The following is an 18,570-nucleotide window of genomic DNA, read 5'->3' as shown; positions in this document are numbered from 1 at the left end:
CTCTGGCGCTTGTCGGCTGTAAGGACAAGATGCGCGAGCTGAACACCAACCCGAACACGATCACCACCACAGACCCGCGATATGTCTTCCTCTCGGTGATGCAGGATTTCGACTACAGCGAGCGCGGCTTCGGCGAACAATTGATGTTCAATACCGCTGTGAAGATGCAGTACTTCGTCTCTTACACCGGAGCTACGGACGGGACCTACTGCGATGCGCAGGCAGACACCTACGTGACGCCGGGAACGGTCTCCTATACCTATGATCGTTTCTACGACATCGGTCACCAGATGGTGGAACTGCAACGTTATATCGACGCACTGCCCGAACATGAAAAGGTGCAGTACACCGATTTGCACGCTATCGCCGGTATCGTGAAGGTATACGAAGCTTTCCGGGTGTTCCAGAACTACGGTGCGGCGGTCTACACCGAAGCGTTCAAGGCTCTTTCCGAAGGGATCATGACGCCGACGTACGACATCTTCGACAATAAGATGTACGAATGGTTGGATGACGAACTGCTCTCGTACATCCAAGTGCTGGAAAAACCGGCCGGCGACGAAGTGATGGCGTTGGGCGAATACGACCCGATCTACGGGTACATCGCCAGCAAAACAGCCAGCGCACCGGCCATCCAGAGCAAGTACGACGTTCAACGGACGAATTGGAAGAAATTCGCCAACTCTTACCGGTTGTACATGGCTTGGATCATGAAAGCCGTAGACCAGGCACGCTTCGATAAAGTATTGGGTGAAACGAAAGCTTCCGGTTGGTTCGAATCGGCTGCCGACGGGGCTGTCGCTTACATGAACGGGAGCAATGCCAACAGCGGTCTGATCTACAACTCGGACGGCCCGAACTCGATCAGCGTCACTTACGCCGTATCGGCCAACTTCATCTCTTACCTGAAGGAGTTGGACGACCCGCGTCTGCCGCTCTTGGCGCGCAACAACGGCCTGAACGGAGACAACAAGGCCATTCAGTGGATGCAGCACTACTTCCCGGACTCGCTCGTGAAGCACGCTTACTACGACAAACAGACCAAAACCTCGCTGAAAGATGTTCCTTGGGGTGATGTGTTGGACTTCGGAACTGACCCGATGATGGCTTATCAGGGTGTTTCGGCCAACCCGTACAACTACGACATGAGCGGCCCGGGCAATTTCTGGGGCCAGCGTAATTTCACTTTCCGTTTCCACCACCCGGACTACAAACCGGGCGACGCGGAATGGAACAAGAAGCTCAAACCGTGGTTCGTGACTAATCAGGGTGCGGTTTCCAAAGATTTCCCGGCCCAAGACACGATCTGGAACGCAGACACGACCTTCACCATCGAAATGGGATCTCGGCCTCAGGGACGTTATTTCGTTGCCGACGGGGGTAAAAAAGAGGGTGACGGAGCCGGGAACAGCGGTGTGAACGGGAACGACGGGCCGGTTAATCCGTCAAACAAGTTCTACACCCATCCGGTCTACACCTATCCGGAATTCTGCTTCATGATGGCTTATCTGAGCAACGAAGGGGTCGCTACCGGTAAAACGGCCGACGTTTGGTACGAAGAGGGTGTGACGGAAGCCATGAAAGAGCTTCAGACCGATGCAATCCGTTATGAAGTTCAGGTGGCAACCAACTCCGGAGCGACCAAAATCGTCGGGGTGAATGACGCCGGGGTGTACTCCATCACGGACAAGATCGCACCTTACGTTCAGGCCCAGGCGCTGGCCAACGCTGCGGATAAGAAGGAGGCGATCGTGGGTCAGATGTGGATCTACGCCTACAACCAGCCGAACAAGATGTGGGACTGGTGGCGTTTGACGGGTTATCCGAAGATCGTGAAGGTAACTACTCCGGCCGATGCGGCTCAGGTGAGCGGTCCGTATTGGGTTCAGCCGGTTCCGCGGACTTCGACGAATGTCCTCTCGTTCCCGCGTCGTGCTTCGCTGCCGCAGCCGAACGAGCTGAACAACGCGAATTACAACGCTACGCGCGATGCGTTGCTGGGGCCGGTATACGGGACGACCTACAACCAGACTACGGGCCGCATCTACTGGGATGTACAGGGTTTGTAGTTTCGGATTTCGGAACTATTTGACCGACCATTAACACGGAGGGCTCCGGGGAAATCGATTCCCCGGAGCCCTCTTCTTTTTTTGCGGTCGTTGTCAGACGTTCTTTGCCGGGCAAGCCTTTGCCGCAACAAAAACAGAGCCGACAAAAGAACGGCCCTATTTCACCCGTTCGAAGTATTCGACGAACTTGTCATGCGGCGCCGAAACGCAAATCCGCGCGAACTTCGACGCCTCCTCCTTCCTGCTTTTGGTGAAGAACGAGAGCGACACGCTGCCGATCCGATGCGCCAGCAACTCCTCCTCCGTCCGGTTCACGACGACGAAAATCCCGGTCGGCGTGCTCGCATGGTAGTACTCTTCGGCCAGCAATCCCCGTTGTTTCAGGTATTCGATATTGAGCGCGATGCCGCGCGAAGTGGCCGCCTTGAACGCATCGGCCGCCGCGATCCCCGTCGGCGTCGTCAGGAGCCGGAGAATCAGCTGTTGGGCGAACGCATTGACGCCGTTCGTGCAGTACATCAACCGAACCTCCAACTCGTCGTGCAACTCCCGATTGGTGGTATGGATAAACCCGAGCCGCTGGCCGCTGAGCCCCACCGACTTGCTGAAACTTTCCGTAATGATGACGTTTTCGAGCTCCAGCAGCCGCTGGTAATAGTTGTCGTATTTGTCATAGAAGATCCGCCGGTACGGGCTGTCGAAAAAGACCGTCACGCCTGCGTCGTTGAGCTTTTTGATCAGGGCGAACTGTTCGTCGTCGTCGTATTTTTCGCCCAGCGGATTCCCCGGGTCGCAGATCAACACCGCATTTCCTTTTAGCTCCGGAATCATCCCTGCCAGATCGCGCTGAGCCATGTATTCGGCATTGCCGATTCCGCGGACGGTCAGCATCTGGAAATAACAGCCCCAATAGTAGACCGGCAGGTAGAGTTTCCCCATCCCCACAGCCTGCACCACGAGATCCAGGGCGTTCATTCCGCCGGCCGTAATCAGGATGTTGTCTGCCGACGACTTGCCGCCGAAATATTCGTCGTTGATGGCCTGTCGCAACGCCGGAAAACCGGGCCCCGGAGGATAGACCTGAATGTCGTTGGAGTTGAAGTCCATCTCTTTGACCACCTCGCTCAGGTCGATATTGACCACGGCATTCACCCCGCGATTGAGCGGGAGGTAAGTTTCGCCGGTTTCGACCGTCAGTTTTTTGAGTTTTTCACCGATCTGTACGATCTTGGACAGAGCGGCACCGCTTTTTTTGATCTCCATGATATCGAGTCTATACTTTTAGGAGGGATGAGACTTAGGTTGACTGCAAGGTAGCGTTTTTTCAGCAACCGATCGCGCCCTGAAGCAGAGAAAGCAGACCGTTTGTTGAAAATTCAACTAAATAGTATAATTCGAGTTGTTCTTCAACAAATTTTCCGACAAGAAGAAAGAAAAATCCCCCGAGACCGACCCGGCGATAAACGCCGGGAAGGGTCACGGGGGAGGCCCGGTCCAGGGAAAGGCTACTAACACCAGAAGATGACCGGGAAAAGAGGGCTCCGGGAAACGATTTCCCCGGAGCCCTCCGTGTTTAATGGTCGGTCAAATAGTTCCGAAATCCGAAACTACAAACCTTGTTGTTGCAGGCCTAGCTGATCCCAGAAGATGCAACCCGTGGTTTGGTTGTAAGTGGTACCATAGCCCGGCTGTTCGAGCAGGACATTCCGGATCGCATTGAAATTCGCATTGTTCGCAGCTTTCGTCCCCGGCAAATTACCCCGACGCGGCCAATCCATATTTTCGCCTTCTGTACGGGTTTGGGGTTTCACCCAGTAAAGGCCCGTCGGTCGATCGGCCGGCGTTTTTACGTCTACGATCTTCGGATAGTCCGTCAAACGCCACCAGTCCCACATCTTGATCGGCTGGTTGTAGGCGTAGATCCACATCTGACCTACGATCGCCTCCGGAGAAAGCACCAAACCGTTTACATAGGATGTGATTTGATCTGTTATGTCATACAGTTTCGTATCATTCACCCCGACGACTTTCGGATTGACTACATAAGTCGATTTGGTCGTTTCATAGTAGTAGGTTGCTGCCGAGTTGGTTGCCACCTGAACCCCGTAACGGATTGCATCGGTCTGAAGTTCTTTCATGGCTTCCGTCACACCGTTTTTGAACCATTCGTCAGCCGGCGCACCGGTATCGACCCCTTCGTTGCTCAGATATGCCATCATGAAGCAGAACTCCGGATAGGTGTAGAGCGGACGACGGAAATAAATTTCGCCATTGTCGTTGACAGCTCCGTCATAACCGTTACCGCCGTTGTTGTCGTTGCTGAAACTTTTCCCACCGCCAGCTACCAGATAACGTCCTTGGGGACGACTACCGAGTTCCAGCGTGAACGAAGTGTCCGCATTCTGAACCGTAAAGGTTGCCGGAAAATCTTCAGATACAACTCCCTGGTTGGTTACCGTCCACGGGCCGAGCTTCTTGTTTCCTTCCGTATCGCCCGGTTTGTAATTGGGATGATAGAACCGGAACGTGAAGTTACGCTGACCCCAGAATTCGCCAGGATTTTCTTGGTCGTAATCGAACGGATTGGGCGATATACCCTGATAAGCCAGCATCGGATCGGCTTCGAAATCGAATACCCCGTTCCAATTTTTCAGATTCCAAGTTTTAGAATCTTTATCATAAACCATGTGCTGCTGCAACGAGTCGGGGAAGTAGGCCTGAATCCATTGTAAAGATTTATTGTCGGCATACAGGCTGTTGGCCCGTGCCAGGAGCGGCAGACGCGGGTCGCCCAACTCCTTCAAGTACGATACGAAGTTATCCGACACGGCATACAACACGGAAATTTCATTATTCCCGTTCGAGTTGTACGGTGTACCGTTGTAATTAGAGCCGTTTTGATAGGAATAAGCCCCGTCGGCAGCCGTTTCGAACCATTTGCCTTTCGTTTCGGCCAAGACTTTGTCGAAACGAGCCGGATCGGCAGCTTTCATGATCCAGGCCATGTACAACCGGTAAGAGTTACCGAACTTCTGCCACAACACACGCTCGTCATTCGGTTTGTTCCGGGCATTCGGTTTCCCCATCTTGTTGATGGGTTCGTATCCGTAGATCGGATCGTAAGCACCGAGAGCAGCCTGATTTTCGTTGGCCTGAGCCAACACGGCGATGTAACCGGCCAGTTCGTCGTCCAGCGATTCATACACCTCTTTGGTAAAGAGATCGTATGCCGGCAAGGTGACCCCTTCGGTGATCGCATTGAAAGCCTGACTGTAGACCGCAGCGCCGTAGTTCTGGAATACCCGGAAAGCGTGGTAAACTTTCATAATACCTGCTTTTGCACGCAAATCCTGATACGGAAGAGCGGCTTCCGGGGTCATGGCGTCGATGTGGCGTTGCAGCGACACCAACTTATAACCGACGCTATACAACCACGTATAGTATTCGCCGATCTGGCCCGGGGCGGAATAGCTCCCTTCTTTGCAATAGGTATCGTTTACTGCTCCGTCGTATTTAACGAAGTACTGCATCAGGCGGCCTTCGCTGCTAAAAATACTGGAAGAGGCTGAGCGACTCGAATAATCGAGGTTCTGTACCGCGTCGAAGAACATGTAAGCCGGGTTGGCATCTCCGACGATTGCAGGATCGGAGTTCAGTTCCCGCATCTTGTCCTTACAGCCGACAAGCGCCAGAGCCAAACCGCCGATCAAATATTTTGTTATTTTCATATGAAAAGTCTTGTTTGGTTTAAAACTTCAGATTTGAACAGAGACGGTCTTAGAATCTCAGGTTCAGGTTAATCGAGAAGTTGCGAACGAACGGAGTGGTGCTGTAGTCGTACGGCGTCAAGGCGTTGTTCGAGATGAACGAGTCAGGGTTCGACTTGTTGTTCATTTTGTTGATCAGGTAGCAAACGTTCCGTGCCGAGAACGACAGGCGTGCCGACTGCAAACCGACGTGTTTGATCCATTTTTCCGGGAAGTTGTAACCCAGGGTCAATTCGCGGAGAGCCATGTACGTACCTTTCGACACTTGTGTATCGCCGCAACCATAGAAGTTTCCGGCTACACTGTAGTAATGCCAAGTCGAAGCCAGTACCGGCTGGATGTGTCCTGCATCGACCGCTTCGCGGAAGGTCATACCGTTCAGGTCTACCTTTTCGCCGGTCTTGAACGAAGTTACCTTTGTCGTATATCCGCCACCGTTCCAGAATACACCGTCCGGAATGATCCCGTTATTGACGATCTCGCCTTTGTAGTTTACACGAGCCACCCCGCCGTGTTCTGCGTCACGACCGTACAGCGTCTCTTTCAATGCCCCTGAATTGTTCAAGTAAGCTTGTTTCAAAGGTTGGATCACGCTACCGCCCGAGCGACCGTCGATCTGAGCGAAGAAGTCGAACGAACCGCTGCTGTTCGGCAGGTTCACCTGCACCGAGGTGTTGATACCGTAAGTGAATTTCGGTTCCACACGGCCAAGCATCGTATACTGGTTTTCTTTTCCACCCCAGTATTCGGCTTCGTCGCCATAGTAACCCGGAATGTCATCCGAATTCAACCAGACATACGCCAAGTTGGTGTTGGCTCCTACAGCATTCTTGTTCGCATCCAAAGCACCTGCGATACCGATCATTTTCATACCATTGCGCGGGTTGTTCGGATTTTCGAGGTCGTTGTACCGGGCAATAGCCGCGTTATGGGTACCATAATTGTTCCCCGTAACGATAGCGCCGAACGGGCCGTTCTCGAAAGCATAAATCTGCGTACCGTATGCTCCATCCCAAGAATAAGCGCTGACACGATAGTAAGAGATGTCATTTGCCAATTCTTTGATCTTGCTTCGGTTGCGGCTCAGGTTGGCGCCGATAGTCCAGTTCACGGTACGCGTCCGGATCGGAGTCACGTCCAACTGGAATTCCCAACCCTGGTTCTGAATATTACCGGCGTTGATCCACTGTTGGTTTACCCCAGATTCGGTCACAGCATCCAATGAAAGGATCTGGTTCTTGGTATTGGTCTTGTAGTAAGCTACGTCCAACCCGATCATCCCGTTCAGGAAACGCAAGTCGGCACCGAACTCGATAGAGGTCTGAAGCTCAGGCTTCAGGTCGTAGTTCGGGAGGACAGTATTGTTCGGAGATGCTGCCGAAAGAGCCGAATTCAACGGCCCCTGCACCGATGACACGGTGAACCCGCCGGCACCGGAAGCCGTATTGTACGGGTCGGTACCCTTACCTACCTGCGCCCAAGAAGCACGCAGTTTACCGAACGAGAGGATCTTCGGATCGATATTGAACGTATCCGAGAAGATCCACGATGCGTTCACTGAAGGATAGAAGACAGAGAAGTTATTCTGACCATTCGGCAACCAAGTGGGGTACATCAAAGTGCTCAGCCAATCGTTACGTCCGGTTACTTCGAGATAAACCTGGTCTTTCCACGAGAGGTTAACTACCCCTGCCACACCGACGGTCATATTGTTACGAGGCGTATATTTAACGTCGTTGGTTCCAAGGGTAATCGGATTTTTCGTATTCGAGAACGAGAAAATTCCCGGTACGATCAGACCACCGTTCGTGCTCTTTGAGTACTCGTTTTTACGGGTATTCCCATAGATCTCAGCCAAGACACGCACGTCGAGCTCCAGATTGTCATCTACGAAGCGGTTGTTGCTATGCAACTGAGCGATACCGTCGTAAGAACCGCTGGTCGAGCCGGCAATAGCATATTGACCGGTTCCGATATATCCGGCGTTCTTCGTTTCAGTGAAAGTCTGCCAGTTGTTGTAGCTGATCGAAACGTTGGCGTCCAACCAGTCGGTGAACTGGGCATTCAAACCCAACTGACCGATGATGGTCTGTTCGTTCCGGTTGGAATAATCTTCATATTGTCTTCTGAAGAAGTCATTGACCGTCCACCCGGCACGACCATAGGTCTTGTGAGTGGTCGGATCAATGTAGTGATTCTTGTACCACTGCAAGTCGGTACTCCGGTTGGCATAGTAACCGCCTGTTACCATAGCTACGGTAGTTCCCCAAGATCCCCCGACCGTCGAATTCGGATTTTCGGTATTCGAGTTCGAATACTGGAGGCTCAGGTTGGTCGAGAAGATGTCGTTGATCTTACCGTTCGCCGTGAAATTCAGCGAGTGACGAGCAAAGTTATTTTTCGGCATATTCCCGTCGCCGTTCATGTACCCATACGAAAGACGGAAGGTAGCCTTTTCCGAACCGCCGGTCAACGCTACGCTCACGTTGTCGTAGTTGCTGTTCTGGAAGAATGCTTTCCAGTTGTTCGGATAAGCTACATAGTCATCCAGCGGATTATCGATTCCTTCCGGAGCGTAGTACTTATAGAACTGATACAACTGTTGGCCTTTCATCGAAGCATAAGAAGGCCCGTAGGACTGTGCAGTGTAGCCGTTTCGCGTGTACTGCTGTCCTTCGATAACACCACCTTCATAACCGTTGCCTGCTTGCCCCATCCCATAGAGGTTCTGGAGCGGCAAAGCATTCTGATAAATCTGTCCCCATTCGTGCGAGTAGTTCACTTCAACGCCGATCCCTTTGCGAGCCTTGCCGCTCTTGGTAGTGATCACGATGGCACCGTTGGCACCACGAGAACCGTACAACGAGGTTGCAGCAGCACCCTTCAACACGGTAACCGATTCATAGTCGTCCGGGTTCAGGTTCTTCAACTGGTTACCATACATGGTCGATTCCGTATTCCGGAAGTTACTGTTGGCATCCTGCTGCTCATATTCCATCACAATCCCGTCGATCACATAGATCGGCGAGTTGTTCTTAGTCAGCGACTTGTTACCGCGAATCGTCACGGTCGGAGCGGTCGTGATACCGGCAGACCCACCCGAAGCGATCTGCACCCCTGCTACTTTCCCCTGCAAGGCATTCGCCGGGCTCAAAGTATTGGTACGTGCCAATTCGTCGCCTTTGACGGTAGAGGTAGCATAACCCAGCGAGCGGTTTTGCTTGCGGCCTCCCAAGGCAGTCACCGTCACCGCCTCTGTCTGCAAAGCATCGGGCTGCAAGGTAACATTGATGGTCGATTTCCCTGCTACAGGAATCTCCTGTTTACGCATCCCGGCATAGCTGAAAACCAGCGTGGAATTAGCTACCGATGCGTTGTTGATGGTGTAAGAACCATCGGCCGAGGTCAAAGCACCGATGGTCGTACCTTTGATCTGTACGACTACACCTGCGAGTGGTTGCCCGTCTTCCGAAGACTTGACCACGCCGCTCACCCGGCTCTGCGCGAAGGCTGTACCGCCTACCAGCAGACCCAGGATCAACAATGTTAACAGTCTAATTTTCTTCATATAAAAACATTTAGTTGAAAAGGGTTAATATTGTTTACGACTTGAGTTTCCGTCAGGTTCCACTCCTAACTATCGACAAATATAGACTCTTCTACCGAGATAAAAAAACTTTTTCTCGCGAATTTCACTTTTCGCCCACCCCCTCCGGAAGACGAACCGGACGACCGTTTTGTTTCGAAATAAATTCCAAAACTTAATCCTTTCGGATTCAACCGTATCAACTCCGTTCGATCGGTCATCGGCCACAAACCGAACGAAAAGCCGTGTTTTTTCTAAAAAAAATCGTCAAACCCGCTCCACCAGCTCGCGGAGATAACGCCAGACTTTCGCCACGGCAGCCACCTCGACCCGTTCGGCCGGAGAGTGGACTCCCCGCAAAGTCGGCCCGGTCGAAATCATATCCAGCTGCGGATAGCGCGTCAGAAAAAGACCGCACTCCAGACCAGCATGGATTGCCCTGATTTTCGGATCGTTACCAAACAACTCGCGATAGATTTCCGCCGCACGACGCACCAACGGCGAGTCGGGATTGGGCGTCCATCCCGGATAACCGTCCGTATGCCGCACCTCGGCTCCCGCCAAAGCGAAGACCGCCGCCACCCGATCCGCAATGTCGCGTTTGGCGCTCTCCACCGAGCTGCGCTGCGAAGTCGTTATCACCACTACCCCCTCTTCGGGCATCTTGACCGACGCCAGATTGGTCGAAGTCTCGACCAGACCGGGCATCGAACGACTCATCGCTATAACCCCGTGCGGCAGGGCATATAACAAATCCAGCAACCGCCGCTGCACCTCCATCGGCAACAGGTGCGTCGGGTGCTCCGTAGCCGGTTCGAAGGTGAATTTCATCGAGGTTTCGGTCTGTTTGAACTCCGCAGCGATCTCTTCGGCCAGCCGCCGGAACAGTTTTTCAGCCTCAGCCGTGCGCCCGACAGGAATCGCTGCCACCGCCTCTGCTTCGCGCGGAATCGCGTTCCGCAAATTCCCTCCGTCGAAACGGGCAACCCGCAGTCCCCACTCACGATCCAGATTCCACAACAACCTGTTCAATAGTTTATTAGAGTTCGCAAACCCCTTTTCGATGTCGTCGCCGGAGTGGCCGCCGTGCAGCCCGGAGACACCTATATAATAATAGGTATAGTCGTCTTTCGCTCCGCGCGCCTCGGGGGTATAACGCAGGGTGGCAATGGTGTCGATCCCGCCGGCGCAACCGATAAAGAGTTCGCCTTCGTCTTCCGAGTCGAGATTGATCATCCGCGTACCGGTCAGCATCCCGTCGCCGAGATTCATCGCACCGGTCAGCCCCTGCTCTTCATCGACGGTAAAGAGGGCTTCAATCCGGGGACAGGAGAGGTCTTTGTCGATCAAAACGGCCATCTGCAAGGCCATCCCGATCCCGCAGTCGGCCCCGAGGGTAGTCCCTTTAGCTTTCACCCACTCGCCGTCCACATAGGCGTCGATCGGATCGTTCTCGAAGTCGATCCGGACGTCGGCATCTTTCTCGCACACCATGTCCATGTGGCTTTGCAAAATCAAGGCGGGCTCGTCTTCACGACCGGACGAGGCGGGGCGAATCAATACGATATTCCCTTTTTCGTCCCGCTTGCTCTCCAAACGGTGCTGGCGGGCAAAGTCTTCTACGAATGCCTGTATCCGACCCTCTTTCTTGGAGGGCCGGGGCACGCGGGTGATCTCTGCGAATATTTCCCAAACAATCTGTGGCTCCAATGATCCTATTTCCATCTTTTTCGTATTTTTAAACATTCTTTATATCGTGTCTACCCGCATGGAACTGCCGCTTTTTGGAAAAAGCGGCACCAAAAACTTTTATGACAGCTACGCTACGCCTCAGGCTCCGCAGTCCTCAGTCTTCGTGACTGCTTTTGGGTCGGGGTTGTAGCGCGCCTAAGGTTTTGCTTGCATTAGCGCGCTACAACTCCCGGCCCAAAGAAGAGTCCGAGAATCGGGCCGCCGGCAGCTGGAGGATGCGTCAGCATCCGTCTAAAGTTTTTCTGGTTCTCTTTGTTCACAAAGAGAACAGTACCCTCCCGGGCAAAGAGCGATAAACAAACTGCTAAAAGTACGAAATAAAGATGAAAAAGATACGCATTGGAAACGGATTCGACGTGCACGCCTTGCAAGAAGGACTGCCCATGTGGTTAGGCGGCATCCGTATTGAACATAATAAAGGATTCGTGGCTCACTCCGACGGCGATGTGCTGATCCACGCCTTGTGCGACGCCCTGCTCGGCGCCCTCGCACTGGGGGATATCGGACTGCATTTCCCGGATAATGCACAAGCATTCAAAGGGATAGACAGTAAGATTCTATTACGGAGATGCGTTGAACTGATTCAACAAAAAGGGTTCGAGATAGGGAACGTCGATTGCACCGTTTTGGCGCAGGCTCCGAAACTGCGGCCCTATATCGACCGGATGCGGGAGACGCTGGCGCCGATCTTGGGAATCGCCATCGAAGAGGTATCCGTCAAGGCGACGACCACCGAGCGGCTCGGGTTCACCGGCCGGGAGGAGGGAGTGGCGGTCTATGCCACGGCACTGCTCTACCGAAAATAGAACCAATCACCCAACAAAAAAGGAGCGGGGCATCTTGAAATTCAAGATGCCCCGCTCCATAAAGGTATAAAGGCAAAGCCTATTTAACCGTATTCATGTGCTGAATGAGTTCAACCACTTTATTGGAGTACCCCCACTCGTTGTCGTACCACGAAACGACCTTCACGAAACGCGGCGTCAGCTGAATCCCAGCCTTTGCGTCGAAGATCGAAGTCCGTGCATCGCCCAGGAAGTCGCTCGAAACGACAGCGTCTTCGGTATATCCGAGGATACCTTTGAGTTCGCCTTCCGAAGCATCTTTCATGGCTTTGCAGATTTCGTCGTAGGTTACGTCCTTGGCCAGGTTACAAGTCAGGTCGACTACCGACACATCCAGAGTCGGCACGCGCAGCGACATCCCGGTCAGTTTCCCGTTCAGCGCCGGAATCACCTTACCTACCGCCTTGGCAGCCCCGGTCGAAGAGGGGATGATGTTCCCCGCAGCAGCCCGGCCACCGCGCCAGTCTTTCAGCGACGGTCCGTCTACGGTCTTCTGGGTAGCGGTGGTCGAATGCACGGTGGTCATCAACCCGTCTACCATACCGAATTTGTCGTTCAGCACCTTAGCGATCGGCGCCAGACAGTTGGTCGTACAAGAAGCGTTCGACACGATGGTCTGCCCTTTGTATTCCTTGTTGTTCACCCCCATCACGAACATCGGGGTGTCGTCTTTCGACGGAGCCGACATCACAACCCGCTTAGCCCCCGCCTGAATGTGTTTTTCAGCGAGTTCTTTGGTCAGGAACAGCCCGGTAGATTCAACGACGTATTCAGCCCCCACTTCGTTCCATTTCAGGTTAGCCGGGTCTTTTTCAGCGGTCACGCGAATGGCGTTGCCGTTCACGACCAGTTTCCCGTCTTTCACATCGATGGTACCTTTGAACTGACCGTGCATGGTGTCGTATTTGAGCATATACGCCATGTATTCCACCGGCACGAGGTCGTTGATCCCAACGATTTCGATGTCGTTTTTGGTCATTGCGGCCCGGAACACCAAGCGGCCGATACGGCCGAAACCGTTGATACCTACTTTGATTTTAGACATAGTTGTGTGTGTTTATTGTGTTTGTTCAGAAATCCGGTCTCGTCGCCGGGAAGAGACTCCCCGAATCCGAGTGCAATTTTAATCATTTTTTCAAATCTGCGCAATTTTTGGGGCCCGTTTCTTCATCCGCGGAGATAAAAACCGCCCCCGGCGGCTACAGCCGCTCGTCCACCAGATAGCGGTTGCGCTCGGGCGCCGAGCGGTTGACCATCTCGCCGAGGAAGCCCGCCAGAAAGGTCTGCATCCCGAGCCCCACCGCCAAAAGGGCGATGTAGAAGAGCGGCTGTTCGGTCACCGGCCGCAGCGGCAGCCCGTGATACTGCAACCAGAGTTTCTCGGCGATCAGCCAGACGGTGATCACCAGCCCGACCAGGAACATCACCGTTCCGAGCCCGCCGAAAATATACATCGGCCGCCGTCCGAAACGGGTCATAAACAACACCGTCAGGAGGTCGATATAGCCCTTTATCATCCGCTCCCAGCCGAACTTCGAGACGCCGAACTGCCGCGCCCGGTGCTGCACGACCTTCTCGCCGATACGCCGGAACCCGGCCTGTTTGGCCAGTATCGGGATAAAGCGGTGCATCTCGCCGTACACCTCGATCGATTTGACCACTTTTTTCTTATAGGCCTTGAGTCCGCAGTTGAAGTCGTGCAGCCGGATTCCGCTGGCGCGCCGCGCCGTCCAGTTGAAAAACTTCGACGGCCAGGTCTTCCCGATCGGGTCGTACCGTTTGCGTTTCCAGCCCGACACCAGGTCGTACCCCTCCTCGGTCACCATCCGATAGAGTTCCGAAATCTCGTCGGGCGAGTCCTGCAAGTCTGCGTCCATCGTAATCACCACATCGCCCTGCGCCGCGTCGAATCCGCAATACAAAGCCGGCGACTTTCCGTAATTCCGCCGGAAGCGGATCCCCCGCACCTCCGGATACCGTTCCCTGAGCTGCGTAATCACCGCCCACGACCCGTCCGTGGAGCCGTCGTCCACGAAAATCGTTTCGTAGGAGAAGCCTTTCTCCGTCATCACCCGCGCCACCCACTCCATCAGCGGGCCGAGCGACTCCTCTTCGTTGTATACCGGAATGACCAGCGAAATATCCATAACCCTCCCGATTGCTTATTGATTAACCCGATACCGCACCACCGCCGACGTAAACAGCGCCACGAAACCGCCCTGCAATACCATAGCGAGAATCCCGCTGACAACCATAAACGGCAGACTGTGCATCAATTCCATGAGTTCGCGCCCCTCCTGCACTGTGAGCATGCCGGCCTGGAAATAGACCGTCAGCGCCTGTTCGAACGTCCGCCCGAAATAGACCGGATCGACCACCTCCAGCAGGAGAAAGATACCCGTACCGTAAATAATCCCGCTCAGCAGACAGATCCACAACGAGAAACCGAACGCCTTCCCGTACGTAAATCGCGCTCCCCGCAACGCCGCCCCGCGACGTCCGTAGATCACCAGCACGGCAACCAGCACCGCCAGCGGAGCGACCGCCAGCAACAGACCGACCCACCCCGCCTGAGCCCGCACTCCCCGCAAAAGGTACTCCAGTCCCATGAGCGCAAACAGAGCCAGCCCCAATACCAAGCCGCCCGTCATCCATTCGGCCCTGTATTTCGCTTTCCAGTCCGGATCGGGCCCCGGCAGCCGCCGGTCGGTGCCGGTTTCCGCCCCCTGCGGACGTTCCTGTTCTTCCATAACTTATGTTGTGATATAGAGTCCGATTAAAATTCCAACTCCCGCACCCCCTGTCGCACCACTTCGATCTCGCCGTCCTGCGTGCAGTCCACCACGGTCGAGGCATGCACGTCGCCCATCCCGCCGTCGACCACGGCCTCCACCGCCGCATAGCGTTCGTGAATCAGCTCCGGATCGGTGATGTATTCGATCTCCTCGCCCACATCGTCCGTCCGCACCGACGCGGTGACGAGCGGCATCCCGAGCTCCCGCACAATGGCCTGCGCGATGGAGTTGTCCGGAATCCGCACGCCGACCGTCCGCCGTCCCACCATCACCCGCTCCGAAATGCGCGACGAGGCGGGCAGGATAAAGGTAAACGGTCCCGGCAGATTGTATTTCAGGAGTTTGAAGACCCGGTTGTCCACCTTGGCATACTCGGCCACCTCGCCGATTTCGGAGCAGACAATGGACATCTCGGTCGAATTTTTCCCGCCGCGGATCGTCCGGAGCCGTTCGATGGCTTTCGGCTGATCCAGCGCGCACCCCAAGGCATAGACGGTGTCGGTCGGATAGACGATCACGGCGCCGCCTCGCAGCATGTCGACGACCTGTCGGACGGTGCGTTCGTTGGGATTTTCGGGATATAGTTTGACAATCATAGGGTACAAAGTTATCACATTTTGCCGACGGGGGAGAACGATCACCGGGAAAGTATCCGGTTCCCTTTCTGAGAAAAAGGGCAGGCCCGGGCGACACAAAGGAACAGACACAAAACAAAAAGTGGGTAAGCTACTTGCATCGCACCGCTACAACCGCCTACCCTTGCTGCCTTCCGGCCCTGGGGGATTCAGCAGGAGCTGGTCGTACAAGACTTACCCACGGCGCAAAAGTAAACCTTTTTCCCGATTTACCCAACCCGCTCCGACGATTTTCGTTTTTTCCCTATCTTTGAACCATCACACAAGCGTTACATCTTCAATCCCATGACCACCTCCTACCCTTATCAGCACCCGACACCCGCCCGCCGAAGCCGAAAACTGGTGGTGATCCTCCTCGTGCTGGTCGCCATCCTCCTCGTCCTCGTCGGCATCTTCGGATGGAAACAATACGACTACCGGTTCGGCAGCGCCATTGCGCGGAGCGGCGCCGTGAACGTGCCTACCGGCACCTCGTTCGGCGAGCTGAGCCGGATGCTCGTCGACAGCGGCTATGTGCGGAACGGCAGGAAGTGGATGTCGTACGCCCGGGCTTTCGACCGCGACACCGTTCGTCCCGGCCACTATGCCTTGCAGAAAGGAGAGACTTATCGGGCGGCCTTGTCGGCTTTCAGCTTCGGTCGCCAGACGCCGGTTCGGCTGACCTTCAACAACATCCGGACAATGGATCGACTGGCGGGCGTCGTAGCGAAATATATCGAAGCGGATTCGGCGACCATCCTGCAAACGCTGAGCGACCCGGCGGTCATCGCCGAGACCGGTTTGACCCGGGCGACCTTTCCGTCGCTCTTCATTCCGAATACCTACGAAGTCTACTGGACGATGACCCCGCGCGAGTTCGTAGCCCGGATGCAGAAGGAGCACGACCGTTTCTGGAACGACGATCGGCGCGCGCGGGCCGCTGAATTGGGATACACGCCGGAACAGATCGCCACCATCGCCTCGATCGTCGCCGAAGAGACCAACTTCCGGGGCGAGATGACCCAGGTGGCGGGCGTCTACATCAACCGGCTGCGGAAAGGCATCCTGCTCCAGGCCGATCCGACCGTGAAATTCGCCGTGGGCGATCCGACCATCCGGCGCGTGCTGCATAAACATCTGGCCTTCGACTCGCCGTACAACACCTACAAATATGCCGGCCTGCCGCCCGGACCGATCTGCGTGCCGTCGATCGCGGCGTTAGACGCGACACTGGCCTATGCCGACCGGGAGAACCGGCACGACTATTACTATTTCTGCGCCAAGTCGGACTTCTCGGGACGGCACGCCTTTGCCCGGACACTGCCCGAGCACAGCCGCAACGCTGCGGCCTATACCGCGGAACTCAACCGTCGCGGCATCCGGTAACACGGAGCCGTTCATCGCAGAAAACCGAAACGAGATGCTGAGAAAAATCCTCTATACCCTGCTCTCGGCCCTGTTGCTCGCCCTGCCCTGGTGGGGGTGCGGCGGGTGGAGCCTTTTTTTCGCCTTCGTACCCTTGCTCGTGCTGGGCGACGAGCGTCCCCGGCTCTACTGGCTCTGGGTAGCGGCAGCGTTTACCTTGTGGAACGTCTCGACCACGTGGTGGGTCGGTATCGCCACCCCGGTGGCCACGTTCGGCATCCCGCTCGGGAGCTTGTTTTTCACCCTGCTCCCTTTCCTGCTCTTCCACTGGCTGCGATTCCGAGTACCCCAACCGGTCGGATGGGCGCTGTTCGTCACACTCTGGATCGCGTTCGAGACCCTTTTTCTGAACAACGAAATCTCGTTCCCGTGGCTGACGCTCGGCTACGGGTTCGCCGACACGCCGCAGGTCGTACAGTGGTATGAACTGACCGGCGCACTGGGCGGCTCGCTGTGGGTGCTGGTGGGGAATATCCTCTTCTACCGGTTTTGGAAGAACCGGCACACCGGACGGTGGCGGGCGGCACTGCCGGCGATTTTGTGGGTAGTCTTACCGGTCGGGGCCTCGCTGATTCGCTACGCCACTTACGAAGAGGGCGGAGAGGCGGTACGGGTGGCGGTGGTGCAGCCGAACATCGACCCTTACAACGAGAAATTCGGCGGTCTGACCTCGATGCAGCAGCGCGACATTATCCTCGGCTTAGCGGAAGGGGCGCCGCGCGACGTGGAGTTCATCCTGACGCCGGAGACCGCTTTCGACGGCGATTTCTGGCTGAACGACTTGGACGACAACGTCGAAATCGACACCTTGCGCCGGTTCATGCGGCGTTTCCCGCGAGCGACGCTGGTGGCGGGGGCGACCACGCTGTTGCGGTATGAGGAGGGGATGCCGCACCGGCGATGGACACGCACCGACCCGCTGTGGGGCATCTCTTACGACGTCTATAACAGCGCATTGGGAATTTCGGCGGCCGATTCGAACGTACAGGTCTATCACAAATCGAAGCTGGTGGTGGGAGCGGAGTTGTTTCCCTATCCGAAGGTGTTCGGGATGCTGAAGTTTCTGAACATCGACCTGGGGGGGATTTCGGGTTCGCTGGGGATGCAGGGGCACCGGACGCTCATCGTCAATCCGGAAGGAACGCGCGCGGGGGTGGCGATCTGCTACGAATCGGTCTACGGAGCGTACTATACGGAATATGTGCGGCGGGGGGCGCAGGTGATGTTCGTGATTACGAACGATGGCTGGTGGGGCGACACGCCGGGATACAGGCACCACTTCAACTATGCGCGGCTACGGGCGGTGGAAACGCGCCGGGCGATCGCGCGGTGTGCGAACACGGGCATCTCGGGCCTCATCTCTCAGCGGGGAGAGGTGCTCGACCGCAGCGGCTGGGACAAACGGGACTTGCTGGCGGGCGACATCCGGTCGAACGACTCGCTGACGCCGTATGTCCGCGGGGGGGACTACGTAGCGCGCTTGTCGCTGCTGGTACTGGGGTTGTGCGTGCTCTACTCGGTGGCGTGGCACTTCCGAAAACGCTCGCTCCTTGATGAATAGCCCTATTTGCCTTTCTGCTTTTTATCGGGAGAGTACTGTTCTTTTTCTGAAGAAAAAGAACCAAAAAGACTTTCGGGAAAACTTCGTTTTCCATGGACTGCCGGCGGCCCAACTCTCGGACTCTTCTTTGGGCCGGGGATTCTTCCGGGCGCGCTA

General features: G+C 55.3%; 12 protein-coding genes and 1 other RNA gene. 4 read left to right on the top strand and 9 right to left on the bottom strand.

Features of this window, described 5'->3' with window-relative positions; all coding sequences use genetic code 11:
• Positions 1–2,069: SusD/RagB family nutrient-binding outer membrane lipoprotein (locus tag ACTO3O_RS05850; protein WP_297832471.1), on the top strand; the 2,069-nt coding region annotated here is incomplete at its 5' end.
• Between the two features lie 156 nt (positions 2,070–2,225).
• Here the strand turns inward: ACTO3O_RS05850 and ACTO3O_RS05845 are convergent.
• The 4 genes from ACTO3O_RS05845 to ACTO3O_RS05830 all read right to left on the bottom strand — a co-directional run bounded on the left by ACTO3O_RS05845 (position 2,226) and on the right by ACTO3O_RS05830 (position 11,147).
• Positions 2,226–3,332, bottom strand: coding sequence for a pyridoxal phosphate-dependent aminotransferase (locus ACTO3O_RS05845; RefSeq protein WP_297832468.1), 1,107 nt, complete (start codon positions 3,330–3,332; stop codon positions 2,226–2,228).
• 344 nt (positions 3,333–3,676) lie between these two features.
• The gene (locus tag ACTO3O_RS05840) at positions 3,677–5,797 is read right to left on the bottom strand and encodes a SusD/RagB family nutrient-binding outer membrane lipoprotein (RefSeq protein WP_482596564.1); all 2,121 of its coding nucleotides are present in this window, start codon (positions 5,795–5,797) and stop codon (positions 3,677–3,679) included.
• Between the two features lie 49 nt (positions 5,798–5,846).
• Positions 5,847–9,404, bottom strand: a complete 3,558-nt coding sequence (locus ACTO3O_RS05835; protein WP_482596562.1) for a SusC/RagA family TonB-linked outer membrane protein — start codon at positions 9,402–9,404, stop codon at positions 5,847–5,849.
• A 285-nt stretch (positions 9,405–9,689) separates the two neighbouring features.
• Positions 9,690–11,147: an aminoacyl-histidine dipeptidase gene (locus ACTO3O_RS05830; protein ID WP_297829915.1), complete on the bottom strand. Its 1,458-nt coding sequence runs from the start codon at positions 11,145–11,147 to the stop codon at positions 9,690–9,692.
• A gap of 350 nt (positions 11,148–11,497) precedes the next feature.
• Between ACTO3O_RS05830 and ispF the strand changes: the two genes are divergently transcribed.
• On the top strand, positions 11,498–11,980 hold the full coding sequence (ispF, locus tag ACTO3O_RS05825) for a 2-C-methyl-D-erythritol 2,4-cyclodiphosphate synthase (protein WP_297829914.1): 483 nt from the start codon (positions 11,498–11,500) through the stop codon (positions 11,978–11,980).
• A 79-nt stretch (positions 11,981–12,059) separates the two neighbouring features.
• On the opposite strand, the gene gap is transcribed toward ispF, so the two are convergent.
• From gap to ffs, 5 genes are all read right to left on the bottom strand, one after another.
• The gene (gap, locus tag ACTO3O_RS05820; RefSeq protein ID WP_297829912.1) at positions 12,060–13,064 is read right to left on the bottom strand and encodes a type I glyceraldehyde-3-phosphate dehydrogenase; all 1,005 of its coding nucleotides are present in this window, start codon (positions 13,062–13,064) and stop codon (positions 12,060–12,062) included.
• Positions 13,065–13,218: 154 nt separating this feature from the next.
• On the bottom strand, positions 13,219–14,166 hold the full coding sequence (locus ACTO3O_RS05815) for a glycosyltransferase family 2 protein (protein WP_297829910.1): 948 nt from the start codon (positions 14,164–14,166) through the stop codon (positions 13,219–13,221).
• Positions 14,167–14,181: 15 nt separating this feature from the next.
• A complete protein-coding gene (locus ACTO3O_RS05810) occupies positions 14,182–14,769 on the bottom strand; it encodes a DUF4199 domain-containing protein (RefSeq protein ID WP_297829909.1) in 588 nt (195 codons plus the stop codon).
• Between the two features lie 26 nt (positions 14,770–14,795).
• Positions 14,796–15,410, bottom strand: a complete 615-nt coding sequence (locus tag ACTO3O_RS05805; RefSeq protein ID WP_297829907.1) for an L-threonylcarbamoyladenylate synthase — start codon at positions 15,408–15,410, stop codon at positions 14,796–14,798.
• Positions 15,411–15,536: 126 nt separating this feature from the next.
• Positions 15,537–15,629: signal recognition particle sRNA small type (gene ffs, locus ACTO3O_RS05800), an RNA gene on the bottom strand.
• 105 nt (positions 15,630–15,734) lie between these two features.
• On the opposite strand from ffs, the gene mltG reads away from it, so the two are divergent.
• Together mltG and lnt are read left to right on the top strand one after the other, a co-directional pair.
• A complete protein-coding gene (gene mltG, locus ACTO3O_RS05795) occupies positions 15,735–16,814 on the top strand; it encodes an endolytic transglycosylase MltG (RefSeq protein WP_297829905.1) in 1,080 nt (359 codons plus the stop codon).
• Between the two features lie 34 nt (positions 16,815–16,848).
• The gene (gene lnt / locus ACTO3O_RS05790) at positions 16,849–18,414 is read left to right on the top strand and encodes an apolipoprotein N-acyltransferase (protein WP_297829903.1); all 1,566 of its coding nucleotides are present in this window, start codon (positions 16,849–16,851) and stop codon (positions 18,412–18,414) included.
• Positions 18,415–18,570: the final 156 nt, after the last annotated feature.

This window comes from Rikenella sp. (genome assembly GCF_056799795.1).
The sequence above is the reverse complement of the archived record's forward strand: the minus strand, read 5'-3'. Positions and strand labels throughout refer to the sequence as shown.